Genomic DNA, 12,222 nt, shown 5'->3' on the forward strand with positions numbered 1-12,222 from the left:
CCTTTTACCACTCGATTTCTGAAATCGGCGTTGGATTTTCATTTAATGTAATATCTGTAACCTTTCCGCTTTTAAAGCGGATAATCCTGTCTGCCATAGGCGCCAGGGCTGAATTGTGGGTAATGATGATTACTGTCATATGCTCTTTTCTGCAAGTGTCCTGAAGGAGCTGGAGTATCTGCTTTCCTGTATTATAATCCAGGGCTCCTGTAGGCTCGTCACATAAAAGAAGCTTTGGATTTTTTGCTATAGCCCTGGCTATAGCTACTCTCTGCTGCTCCCCGCCAGAAAGCTGAGCGGGGAAATTCTTCATCCGGTCTCCCAGCCCTACTTTTTTCAGTACCTCTCCCGGATCCAGATAATCCTTACAGATTTGCACTGCCAGTTCTACATTCTCCAGGGCAGTCAGATTAGGCACCAGATTATAAAACTGGAATACAAAACCAACATCATTTCTTCTGTATTTCACCAATTCTTTTTCAGAAAATTTATTCAGGTGCTTTCCTGCTACGATTACTTCTCCTTCTGTAGCCTGGTCCATTCCGCCCAAAATGTTCAGAGCCGTAGTCTTACCAGCACCGGAGGCCCCCAGTATCACCGCCAGCTCCCCTTCCTCTACAGAAAAATTCGTATCATCCAGGGCTTTGATCACTGCCTCATTTTTCTTGCCATAAATTTTTTTCACATGCTGAAATTCAATATAAGCCATAGGCCTGCTCCTCTCCTATTTTTTCTCACTTACCTCCGGATTCCGAAAAAATATCTGAATTTTTGTTCCTTCTCCAAGACAGCTTTCCAGGCTGATGCCGGCATGATGCAGGGCCGCCCCATGCTTCACGATAGAAAGCCCCAGACCAGTTCCTCCCGTCTTTCTGGAATGACTTTTATCCACCCGGTAGAAGCGTTCAAAGATTCGGTCCTGTTCTTCTCTGGCAATGCCGATACCGTTGTCTTCTACTGTAAATTCAGCGCCATTTTCCCGGTCCTTAAGAGAAACCTTTACCCAGCCCCCTTCCCGGTTGTATTTCACAGCATTGTCCACCAGATTATAAAACATTTCATACAGCACATGACGGACCCCTCGTATTTTCACAGAGCTGCCTTCTGTCTGAATAGAAATATTCTTTTTACTTGCCGGAAGGGTCAGGTTCCTGCAGATATCCTGGAGCAGTTCATAAAGGTCCACGGTCTCCAAAGGCAGTTCACCGCTTTTTTCCTCCAGTTTTGATAATTCAATAATATCCTGAACAAGACTGGAAAGCCTGGCAGCTTCATCATAAATCCTGGCGGCAAATTCAGGAACATCTTCCTGGCGGACCATTCCATTTTTCATGATCTCTGCATAACCGGAAATAGACATCAGAGGCGTTTTCAGCTCATGGGATACATTTGCCGAAAATTCTCGCCTTACCTTTTCCGCCTGCTGCAGCTCCTCCACATGACTGGCGATCTGGCGGTTCTGCTGGTCCACCCGGTTCAAAAGTGGGCGAAGCTCTTCATAAACCACATTTTTCAGGGGGTTTTCCAGGTCCAGCTGGTTAATGGGTTCAATAAGTTTTTTCGCCTGATGTTTCGTATAAAGAAATCCCAGAACCAGGATTAAAATCATAATGATTCCCAAAAGGGTAAAGCTGGAAACCATGGTCTGAAAAATACTGTCTGTGGTCTTTCCCACCCGGAGAATATCTCCATCATCCAGCCTAACTGCATAATAAAAGGTCTGACGGGAAAGCATATCCGAAAACCGAAGGGACTGGCCCTCCCCCTCTTCCCTTGCGTTTTGAAATTCCTGAAGTTCTTGAAAATCTTTCTGGTCCTCCTCAGGATTCGAGTCATAGACTGCCTTCCCCTGGGAATCTATCACTGTGATCCGGCTGGTAGTCAGCTGGCCCAGATCTTTTTCAAGGTATTCCTCCCCTACGTTTTCCAGGGCATATCGGATATATTCTGCCTCCTTGATCACATCTGCCTCCATGTCTCCTCTGTATTTATGGTACATGACCAGGCTGGCCGCCAGATAAGTCAGAAGTACAGTCAGAACGACCAGCACCGTTACATGGGTCATGATCTTCTGTCTCATGTTTCTTCTCCTATACGGTATCCTACTCCACGTACAGTCTCGATCAGACTGCCGGAATCTCCCAGCTTCTGCCGCAGAGTACGGATATGAACATCTACGGTCCTGGTTTCTCCATAAATCTCATATCCCCAGATTTTTTCCAGGATTTTTTCTCTGCTGAGCACAGTTCCCTGATTTTCCAGCAGATACCGCAGTAATTCAAATTCTTTCAGAGTAAGGTCTACGCTTCTCCCATTTTCCCAGACTTTGCGGCTTTTCATATCTACCGTCAACTCTTTATAGTGGTACTCTCTGGGAATCTCCTGCTTTTTTGTTCTGCGCAGCACGGCCTTGACTCTGGCCAGAAACTCCATCATACCGAAAGGTTTGGTGATAAAATCATCTGCCCCCCCTTCCAGTCCCCGGACCTTGTCATACTCCGCCTCTTTGGCGGTGACCATGATCACAGGGATGTCCTGGGTATCCGGCCTTCCTTTCAGATATTCCAGAACTGCATATCCGTCTTCTCCCGGAAGCATAATATCCAGCAATATCAGATCCGGTATTTCCTCTTTTAAAGCCTTTTTCAGTTCTTTGCCATTGGCCACTCCTTTTGCCTCATAACCGCTGCTGCCCAGAGTATATACCAGAAGCTCCCTGATATTTCTTTCGTCTTCCACACAGTAAATCATTTCTTCACCTCAGCTACAGTTCTTCCCTGTTCAGCCAGGGAATCCGCTCTCTATTCTGTATTTACGCTAAAAGCTCCGGATAGCGTCTGCCTCATCATCTGTGGTATCTTCTATTTTTTTGATCTGAATATAATAACCTGCATTATCATTGATCTTCACATAGACCCTGTCTCCCTCATGATGTCCCAGGATAGCCTTTCCCAGAGGAGATTCTATACTGATCTTGTTATCCAGGGAATTTCCTCTGATGGAGGTCACCAGTTTATACCTTTCTGTCTCATCATCATCTTCAAAATAAACTTCCACAAAGTTGTTCATACCTGCCTCTCCTGTTTTGGAGGTGTCAGAAACAATCGTGGCGGTTTTCAGCATTCTCTCCAGATAACGGATCCTGCTTTCGTTTTTATTCTTATCCCGCTTGGCTGCATAATACTCAAAGTTCTCACTAAGATCACCCTGGGCTCTGGCTTCTTTTACAGCCTCGATGGCCTCTTTCCTTACCACCAGTTTCCGGTAGTCAATCTCCTCCTGGATCTTTTTCACATCGCTTTGGGTTAATCGCTCTCCCATAACAAACTTCCTTTCTGTCAATACTTCATTTGTCAGAGCAGATATTATCATCTGTTCTTACAGTATAATCCATTCTAAGAGGATTTGTCTATCTTGATTTATCCCCGCACTATGCAAAGCCTACTGTGATGTATATCACAGACAGCAGATTTATTCTATGCTATACTGAAACCAGGAATCTATTTCCATAAGGAGGAAGTCATGGAAACTATATCTGCCAGCCAGCTAAAGGCCTTGAAATTTTTTCACCGTCTGCCCCTGGAGCTTGTCCAGACTCTTTTAAATGCCGGACATATCCAGAATATACCGAAAAAAAACCTGCTTTTTTCCAACGGTGAAAATATCCAAAATGTGCTCCTTCTCCTGTCGGGGGAAGTATCTGTCTACAACATCACCAAACACGGACAGCGGAAAATCCTGTTTTTTCTGGGGAAAGGCCATCTTCTGAACCATGATATAAACAGTTCCCGTTCCCTGTCTCTTTCCTGTGAATCTATCACGCCGGTCCTGGTACTGAAAATTCCCAAAAAGAGCTTTCTGGGCTTTATGAAGGAAAGCTTTCCTCTCACCCAGGCGGTACTGGATGAATATGAGCGGTATCTCTGGCGTCTGGCCCATCAGCTGAAAAATACCTCAGGCAGTATGGTCACGGAGCGGAAGATTGCGGCAAAGCTGTGGAAATTAGGGAGAGACTTCGGAGAACGGCGGGAAGAAGGGGTGTATATCCGCCTGCCTTTTACCATGACTTTAATGGCGGACTTTGTAGGCGTGCCCAGGGAAAATGTTTCCAGAGCCTGCAAAAGCCTGACGGCCAGGGGGCTGCTTATCTGCCGTGACCGCCATTTCATCCTTCCAAACCCTGACGGTCTGGCCGAATTTTATAAAATGTAAAGGAGTGTGTTTATGGGAAATCTCTGGAATAAGGAAGCCCTGTCCCGGCTTCTGGAAAATCTGAAAAAAGACTATGATGTATTTGCTCCCAGGCTTTATGCCGGCGCCGGATGTTATTCTGACACAGATATCGTCCGCTACGGTATCATAGAGTCCTTTGATGAAATTGTCTGGGATGAAAAATCCGATTACAGCTTTAAGGAGGCGCTGCTGCCTATTTCTGATACCATCATGTATTTTACAGAAAACAGCGTAAAAATCCCCGAGGAGAAAAGGAAGCGGCTGATCTTTTTAAGAGCCTGCGATCTGAATGCTTTAAAACGTCTGGATGAGATCTATCTTCACAACGGACCGGAAGATTTCTACTACAAAAATATCCGGGAAAACGCCAGATTTATCTTAATGGGCTGCAGCCAGTCCTTTAAATCCTGCTTCTGTGTCTCCATGGGAACCAATCAGGCGGAAAACTATGACGGCTACGCCCACCCTACTGAAGAAGGTCTTTACCTGGAGCTGAAAGATGAAGCTCTTTCTACCTATGCAGAAGATATCTCCGTTCCCCGGGACAGCCAGGAAATCCAGTATGTAAAAGAAAATGAAGAAACTGTTCCGATCCCGGAAACTCTCCCGGAAAATATTGCTTCTCATGAAGTATGGAAAGAATACAGCGGCAGATGTATCGGCTGCGGACGGTGCAACTTTGTCTGTCCTACCTGCACCTGCTTTACCATGCAGGATATCTTCTACCGGGATAATGAAAATGCAGGAGAACGGCGGAGAGTCTGGGCTTCCTGCCAGGTAGACGGATACAGCGACATTGCCGGGGGCATCAGCTTCCGCAAAGATCAGGGAGAGCGTATGCGGTTCAAGGTGCTCCATAAGATCCAGAATTACAAAAACCGCTTCGGCTACCCTATGTGCGTAGGCTGCGGCAGATGTGAGAATGTGTGTCCAGAATATATTTCTTACATAGAATGTTTAAATAAATTATCAGCGATAGGAGGGAACAGCCATGAATAACGCCTATATGCCTTTTCTGTCCCAGATTCAGAAAGTCATCCGCCATACTGATATCGAATACACCTTCCGCATGCACTATGTGGGAGAGGTAAAACCTGGTCAGTTCTTTGAAGTCTCTGTTCCCAAATACGGAGAGGCTCCCATCTCTGTCAGCGGCATTGGAGAGGATTATGTAGATCTGACCATCCGGAAAGTAGGCAAAGTGACCAATGAAATCTTTGAAAACCAGGAAGGAAAAAGTCTCTTTATGAGAGGGCCTTACGGCAACGGCTTCCTTCCGGAAAATTACCGGGGAAAGGAACTTGCAGTGGTAGCCGGAGGAACAGGGGTATCTCCTGTAAAGGGGATCATCGACTATTTCGGAAGTCACCCGGAAGAAGTAACATCCCTTACCGTCATTGCAGGATTCAAATCTCCCAAAGATGTGCTCTTTAAAGAAGACATCGAGCGGTGGAAAAGCCAGAAAATGGATCTCACCATTACCGTAGACGCAGCCGAAGAGCCTGGCTGGAACGTGGGACTGGTGACAAAATATATCCCGGATATTACTTTTGAGAATAAGGAAAATGCAGCTGTCATCGTAGTAGGGCCTCCCGTAATGATGAAATTCGCTGTGGCAGAATTTAAGAAGCTGGATATTGCAGACCACCAGATCTGGATCTCCCAGGAGAGAAAGATGTGCTGCGGTCTGGGCAAATGCGGCCATTGCCGGATGGGAGACACCTATATCTGTCTGGACGGCCCGGTATTTAATTATACTGAAGGCAAAAAACTGCTGGATTAAGGAGGTTGGAATGATGCATGTTGATGTAAATACAAAGAAGTTAAAAAAGAACGCTTTTCGTGTGACCAAACACAGAGATATCGTAGCCTCCAGAGTCCGTGTTCCCGGAGGGGCATGTAACGCAGAGGTGCTGGCCCAGGTAGCAGCGATTGCCAGAGAATACGGCAACGGCCAGGTGCATATCACTACCCGCCAGGGCTTTGAGATCGAAGGGATCTCTATCCGGGACATGGCAAAGGTCAATGAAAAACTTCAGCCCATTATTGAAAACCTGGAGATCAATCAGGAGACTCCCGGCACCGGCTACGCCTCTTCCGGCACCAGAAACGTCAGCGCCTGTGTGGGCAACCGGGTCTGTCCTTTCGGAAACTACAACACGGCGGCCTTTGCAAAACGGATTGAGAAAGCTATTTTCCCTAATGATCTGCATTTTAAGATTGCCCTTACCGGCTGTGCCAACGACTGTATCAAAGCCAGAATGCACGATTTCGGCATTATCGGCATGACGGAACCTCAGTACGATCCCAGCCGCTGTGTGGGCTGCAGCGCCTGTATCAAAGGCTGCGACCAGCTTTCTGTAGACGCTCTCCACATGGAAAATTATAAGATCGTCCGGAACACAGAAAAATGTGTAGGCTGCGGGGTCTGCGTCACCAAATGCCCTACCAGAGCCTGGACAAGGAGCCGGAAAAAATATTATCGTCTCACCATTATGGGACGTACCGGAAAGAAAAACCCAAGACTGGGAGAAGATTTTCTTCTCTGGGCTGACGAGGATACCATTGTAAAAGTAATCCTGAATACTTATAAATTCGCAAAAGAATACATTGACCCAAAAGCTCCCGGTGGGAAGGAACATGTAGGCTATATTATTGACCGGGTTGGCTTTAAAGAATTTAAAAAATGGGCCCTGGATGGAGTGGAACTGCCTCCTGAGACCATTGTGAAGGATAACGTTTACTGGAGCGGAATTCATTTCAGGTAAAAATGCCACGTCAAAAGGACTGTCTCTCAATCCATCGGAACAAGAAACTATTGTTTCCTGTTTCGGATCTTGAGACAGTCCTTTTACATTGGTCTTTATTTCATTTTTTTCGGAATGATCCTGTCGGATTTATGGCAGTTCAGGAAAATCCCCAGAAACCAGTAGTGATACCAGTGTATGGCGCCCATGCCGCTGTACCATACCGACAGCAAAGGAAAAAATGCATATTCATATGGTCCCAGTCCGGCAAGACAGCCCAGAGAATATAATGTCTGTACCAAAAAACCTCCTAAAATCCCCAGGCACAGTATCCGGCACAGATCATTGGTCAGTTTCCGGATATCCAGGATCATCCATAGAAAGAAGCCCAAAATTACTGCTGCACATACACAAAGACTTACTGGAAAATATTCACCGGTCAGAACCTTCAGGATCCCGGGCAGATCGGGCATTGCCAGATAACTGTGTATATTATCCTTCCATAGCTGCCTGTATCTGTATTGATGAACAGATACCAAAATCCCCGTGAGAGACAAAATGCCGGAAAGAATCCACATCCTTCCCAAAAGTTTCTTCCTTTTTTCCCCATACCAGTTCTTTTTTATCCCTGTTGTCAGGAGAGCCATGTGGGCAGGTACTAACAGTGTCATACAGATACCGCCGCCGATCAGAAAGCCCAGAATAAGATCTCCGGCGAAGATAGCCATAAGCCTAGCAAATCCCTTCTTTTTCTCCCGATAGCCAAAAATCATTCCTCCATATATAGCCGGAAGCATAGTAATGAGCATACTTGCCATTCTTTGCAGAACTTCCGGGCTGGTAAGGCCAGCTCTCTCTGTTCCGCTGATTCCTGTTCCTCCGAAAACAACCCCTAAAACAGCAATCGACAGCCACATGACAAACCAGGTAGAGGCCTTATGAAATTTCTGGGAAAAAAAGCTTCTCGCAGCAAACATCAGCATCCACAGAAAATTTATCAGGCCAAACATCAGCATCGCCACAACAGAAATAACCAGGGATTGTCTTTCTACCCTCAAATAATAGAATATCTGAAGGATTGCTTCTGCAGCTAATATCAGTGCCACTGCCAGCATCAGCTTCTTATCCAGCTGCGGCTGGTGGACCATATCCAGCTGCACGCCGGTCTCCACCGGGTCTCCCATATCTTCTACTGCTTTTTCCACAGCATCTTTCCGGCTCATGCCCGATTCCTGATAAAAATCCGCCTGGTCTTCAATATGCTGCCGCAGTTCTGTGCGGATTTCTTCCCGCACAGCCTCCTGGCGTATCTGTTTCTCCACCTGATCTAAATACTCATATACTTCCATAGGCAGGCCCTCCCAGAACACGGCCTACTGTGCCGGTATAAGTCTCCCACTCCTTTTTCTTTTCTTCCAGATGTTTTCTTCCTGCTCTGGTGATCCTGTAATACTTCCTGATCTTTCCCCCGGCCTCCCTCTCATAGGATTCCAGATATTTCTTCCCCTCCAACCCGTGAAGAAGGGGATAAAGAGTTCCCGCCTTCAGCTCAAAGATGTTCTCCGAACGCTCTTTTAATGTCTCGATCATCTCATAGCCGTACATGTCCTTCTCTGACAATAGTTGAAGCAGGAGAAGGGTAGTGCTTCCCGAGAGAAGGCTTTTATCAATTTTCCCGGCTTTCATAAACACTGCCTCCTTTCAAAAATCCATTTTATATTTATATAGATGTTCTATATATCTGTCATCTATATATTACTCTCAGTACGCCTTCTTGTCAATAATTCCTCTGGAATAACAGAAAATCCCCCAAAAGTCCTTTCTCCTAAAACTTTTATACAGCAATCTATGAAAATGTAAGGAATTCGTAAAATCTTATCATATCTTGTTGCATTTAAATTTTGCAGTGCTATAATAGGTCTGATATTTTAATCTTTTTTTATATTTTCATAATATTTTACAAATAATTTATCACTAATTTGGAGGTAACCATGAATATTATCATTGTTGGCTGCGGTAAGGTAGGATGGACGCTTGCAGAACAGCTATGCAACGAAGAACACCAGGTAGTTGTCATCGATACCAACTCAGAAAAAATACAGCAGCTTTCAGAAGATCTCGATTTATTAGGTATCACAGGAAATGGCTCCAGTATCCGGGTATTGTCCGAAGCCGGACTAAAAGAGGCAGATATCCTGATCGCGGTAACCGGTTCTGATGAGCTGAATCTTCTCTGCTGTCTGATTGCCAAGAAAGTCAGCGATTGTCATACCATTGCCCGTGTGCGGAATCCTATCTACAATAAAGAAGTACATTTCTTGAAAGAGCGTTTAGGAATTTCCATGATCATTAACCCTGAACTGGCAGCCGCGATGGAGATTTCCCGGCTTCTTCGGTTTCCCTCTGCCATCAAACTGGACACCTTTTCCAAAGGCCGTGTGGAACTGCTGAAGTTTAAAGTTCTTCCGGAATTCCGTCTCCAGGGAATGTCTGTTATGGAAGTCATAGAAAAATTCCGTACCGATATCCTGATATGCGGAGTGGAACGTGGGGAAAATGTTTATATTCCTTCCGGTTCCTTTACTTTGCAGGACAATGATCTGGTATCCATCATTGCCTCTCCCAAAAATTCCGCCCTGTTCTTCAAAAAAATCGGGGTACATACCCATCAGGTAAGAAATGCCCTTATTGTAGGCGGCGGCACTCTGGGATATTATCTGGCCTCTCTGCTGATTGAAATGCGGATTAAAGTAAGAATTATTGAATCCAGAAGAGAGCGGTGTGAGGAATTAAGCGATCTTCTCCCGGAAGCCACCATCATCTGCGGTGATGGAACTGATAAAAAACTTCTTTTTGAAGAAGAACTGGCAGAGGCAGAGTCTTTTGTAACTCTTACAAATCTGGACGAAGAGAATATCTTCCTTTCTCTTTTTGCCAAAAAGGTTTCTAAGGCCAAGCTGGTTACTAAGGTAAATCGTCTGATGTTCGATGATGTGGTAGATGAACTGGATCTTGGCAGCGTGATCTATCCCAAGTATATCACTGCTGACTATATCCTTCAGTATGTCAGAGCCATGAGCAATTCTGTAGGAAGTAATGTAGAAACCCTGTACCAGATCCTGGACAGCCAGGCAGAAGCTCTGGAGTTCTATGTAAGAGAATCTTCTATAGTAACAGATATTCCTCTGGCTCAGCTGAATCTGAAAAATAATCTTCTGGTGGCCTGCATTAACCGGGGCGGAAAAGTCCATATTCCCAGAGGTCAGGACACCATACAGGTAGGAGACGCAGTAATCGTAGTAACTACTGTTAAAGGCTTGAAAGACTTAAAAGATATACTGAAAAGATAAGACCGGAGGCAGACATGAATTATGCAATTGTAAGATATATAATCGGCTATGTACTATTCTTCGAGGCAGCTTTTATGGTGCCTCCCTGCATTACAGCTATTATCTACCAGGAATTCTGCGGCTGGTCCTTTGTGATCACCGGCCTGCTCTGTGTACTTTTCGGCTGTGTGCTGGTACATAAAAAGCCAAAAAACAAAATATTTTATACCAAGGAAGGATTTGTCTCAGTAGCTCTGAGCTGGATCATACTAAGTATTATGGGGTCTCTCCCCTTTCTCATCAGCGGCTCTATCACCAATCCCATAGACGCCCTTTTTGAGACGGTGTCCGGCTTTACCACCACAGGTGCCAGTATCATCACGGATGTAGAGGTTCTTCCTAAATGTATTCTTTTCTGGCGAAGCTTTACCCATTGGATCGGAGGTATGGGAGTTCTGGTCTTCCTGCTGTCTATCCTTCATATTACCGGCAGCGGTTCTCATATGAACCTGATGAAGGCAGAAAGCCCGGGTCCCTCTGTAAGCAAACTGACCCCTACCGTCCGTTCCACGGCAAAAACCTTATACCTGATCTACCTGGGAATGACTATCATAGAAATCATCTTACTGCTGATCGGGGGCATGCCGCTTTTTGATACCCTGACCATTACCTTCGGTTCTGCAGGAACCGGTGGCTTCGGGATCAAAAACGACAGTGTGGCAAGCTATTCGGTATACCTTCAGGTAGTGGTAACTATTTCCATGATCCTCTTTGGTGTCAATTTTAATGCCTATTATCTGATCCTTCACAAAAAATTTAAAGAGGCTTTTGCTATCGAAGAGATTCGTTGGTACTTCGGCATTATCCTGGCTTCTACTGTTGTGATCGCAGTTATGGTAACAGATATGTACTCCGGCTTCGGGGAAGCTTTCCAGCAGGCTGCATTCCAGGTAGGTTCCATAATCACTACCACCGGATACGCTACTACAGATTTTAATCTATGGCCGGAAATCCCCAGGACGATCCTGCTGCTCCTGATGCTGGTAGGCGCCTGTGCAGGAAGTACCGGAGGCGGTATTAAAGTATCCCGGCTGGTGATCCTGGTAAAGACTATCGGCAAAGAGCTGCAGACTCTGATACACCCAAGAAGTGTCAAAAAGCTGAAAATGGATGGGCATTCCATAGACCATGAAGTCATCCGTTCCACAAATGTATTTTTGATTGCCTATGTGCTGATTTTCGCATTTTCTGTGCTTCTCATCGCCGTAGACGATTTTGACCTGATCACCAACTTTTCAGCTGTAGCCGCTACGTTCAATAATATCGGCCCTGGCCTTGAAATGATCGGTCCTACCCAGAACTTTTCTGTATATTCAAACTTTTCCACATTGGTGCTGACCTTCGATATGCTTGCAGGAAGACTGGAGATCTTTCCCATCCTGCTGCTCTTCGTAAGAGGTACCTGGAGAAGATACTAAAATATCAGGCGCTGCGCTTTTGTACGTCTCTGTCTTTACAGATAAAAGCCCACGGAACTGTCCTTTTCAACATTGTGAAACAGAACAGCCCGGGGGCTTTTCTATTTAGCTCTATTCTGCTGTTTTTCTTTTATTTGACCAGTATTTTAAAAAACTCAGGTTATAGATAAGAAACAATCCGCTCCAGAATACAATGTGAGATGCAGAAACAGGTGATTCTTTTCAGTCTTTCTACATCTTCTTCTGTATAGCTCCGGTAGCTGCTGCTTTCCTCTCTTTTTGGCTTCAGCAGTCCCTTCTTTTCATAAAACCGGATATTGCCGGGGGATATCCCCGCTTTCTTTGCCGCTTCTCCTATCTTCATAGTCTGTAACCTCCTGCCTCTGATCCTGGATTTCTCTGCAGCCTCGTTTTCCCTGCAGTACAGGACATATG

General features: G+C 45.4%; 13 protein-coding genes. 6 read left to right on the forward strand and 7 right to left on the reverse strand.

Annotated elements, in window-relative coordinates:
- Nucleotides 1–4: 4 nt before the first annotated feature.
- The 4 genes from B5G00_RS11500 to B5G00_RS11515 all read right to left on the reverse strand — a co-directional run bounded on the left by B5G00_RS11500 (nt 5) and on the right by B5G00_RS11515 (nt 3,321).
- The gene (locus tag B5G00_RS11500; RefSeq protein ID WP_087272864.1) at nt 5–709 is read right to left on the reverse strand and encodes an ABC transporter ATP-binding protein; all 705 of its coding nucleotides are present in this window, start codon (nt 707–709) and stop codon (nt 5–7) included.
- Between the two features lie 15 nt (nt 710–724).
- Entirely contained in the window at nt 725–2,080 is a 1,356-nt protein-coding gene (locus tag B5G00_RS11505) for a sensor histidine kinase (RefSeq protein WP_087272867.1), read from the reverse strand.
- Nucleotides 2,077–2,751, reverse strand: a complete 675-nt coding sequence (locus B5G00_RS11510; RefSeq protein ID WP_087272871.1) for a response regulator transcription factor — start codon at nt 2,749–2,751, stop codon at nt 2,077–2,079. The genes B5G00_RS11505 and B5G00_RS11510 overlap by 4 nt, the downstream gene beginning before the upstream one ends.
- Before the next feature lie 66 nt (nt 2,752–2,817).
- Nucleotides 2,818–3,321 (reverse strand): GreA/GreB family elongation factor, encoded by a 504-nt coding sequence (locus B5G00_RS11515; RefSeq protein ID WP_087272876.1) that lies wholly within the window; start codon nt 3,319–3,321, stop codon nt 2,818–2,820.
- 201 nt (nt 3,322–3,522) lie between these two features.
- Between B5G00_RS11515 and B5G00_RS11520 the strand changes: the two genes are divergently transcribed.
- From B5G00_RS11520 to asrC, 4 genes are read left to right on the forward strand one after another with little or no spacing between them, the layout of a single operon-like run.
- Nucleotides 3,523–4,212, forward strand: a complete 690-nt coding sequence (locus tag B5G00_RS11520; RefSeq protein ID WP_087272879.1) for a Crp/Fnr family transcriptional regulator — start codon at nt 3,523–3,525, stop codon at nt 4,210–4,212.
- A 12-nt stretch (nt 4,213–4,224) separates the two neighbouring features.
- A complete protein-coding gene (gene asrA / locus B5G00_RS11525; RefSeq protein ID WP_087272882.1) occupies nt 4,225–5,232 on the forward strand; it encodes an anaerobic sulfite reductase subunit AsrA in 1,008 nt (335 codons plus the stop codon).
- A complete protein-coding gene (asrB, locus tag B5G00_RS11530; RefSeq protein WP_087272884.1) occupies nt 5,225–6,016 on the forward strand; it encodes an anaerobic sulfite reductase subunit AsrB in 792 nt (263 codons plus the stop codon). The genes asrA and asrB overlap by 8 nt, the downstream gene beginning before the upstream one ends.
- A gap of 13 nt (nt 6,017–6,029) precedes the next feature.
- Nucleotides 6,030–7,001 carry a sulfite reductase subunit C gene (gene asrC, locus B5G00_RS11535; protein WP_087272887.1) on the forward strand — a complete coding sequence of 324 codons (972 nt, stop codon included), beginning with the start codon at nt 6,030–6,032 and terminating at the stop codon, nt 6,999–7,001.
- 95 nt (nt 7,002–7,096) lie between these two features.
- Here asrC and B5G00_RS11540 read toward each other — a convergent pair whose 3' ends face one another.
- Complete coding sequence (locus B5G00_RS11540) at nt 7,097–8,329, reverse strand: permease prefix domain 1-containing protein (protein WP_087272890.1); 1,233 nt, start codon at nt 8,327–8,329, stop codon at nt 7,097–7,099.
- Nucleotides 8,316–8,666 (reverse strand): PadR family transcriptional regulator, encoded by a 351-nt coding sequence (locus tag B5G00_RS11545; RefSeq protein WP_087272893.1) that lies wholly within the window; start codon nt 8,664–8,666, stop codon nt 8,316–8,318. Before B5G00_RS11545 ends, B5G00_RS11540 begins: the two co-directional genes overlap by 14 nt.
- A gap of 305 nt (nt 8,667–8,971) precedes the next feature.
- Between B5G00_RS11545 and trkA the strand changes: the two genes are divergently transcribed.
- Nucleotides 8,972–10,330, forward strand: coding sequence for a Trk system potassium transporter TrkA (trkA, locus tag B5G00_RS11550; protein WP_087272896.1), 1,359 nt, complete (start codon nt 8,972–8,974; stop codon nt 10,328–10,330).
- Nucleotides 10,331–10,344: 14 nt separating this feature from the next.
- Complete coding sequence (locus tag B5G00_RS11555; RefSeq protein ID WP_087272899.1) at nt 10,345–11,787, forward strand: TrkH family potassium uptake protein; 1,443 nt, start codon at nt 10,345–10,347, stop codon at nt 11,785–11,787.
- Between the two features lie 160 nt (nt 11,788–11,947).
- Here B5G00_RS11555 and B5G00_RS11560 read toward each other — a convergent pair whose 3' ends face one another.
- Nucleotides 11,948–12,151, reverse strand: coding sequence for a MerR family transcriptional regulator (locus B5G00_RS11560; RefSeq protein WP_087272902.1), 204 nt, complete (start codon nt 12,149–12,151; stop codon nt 11,948–11,950).
- Between the last annotated feature and the right edge of the window lie 71 nt (nt 12,152–12,222).

It is taken from the genome of Blautia sp. An46, assembly GCF_002161645.1.
GTDB classification, from domain to species: Bacteria; Bacillota; Clostridia; order Lachnospirales; family Lachnospiraceae; genus Blautia; species Blautia ornithocaccae.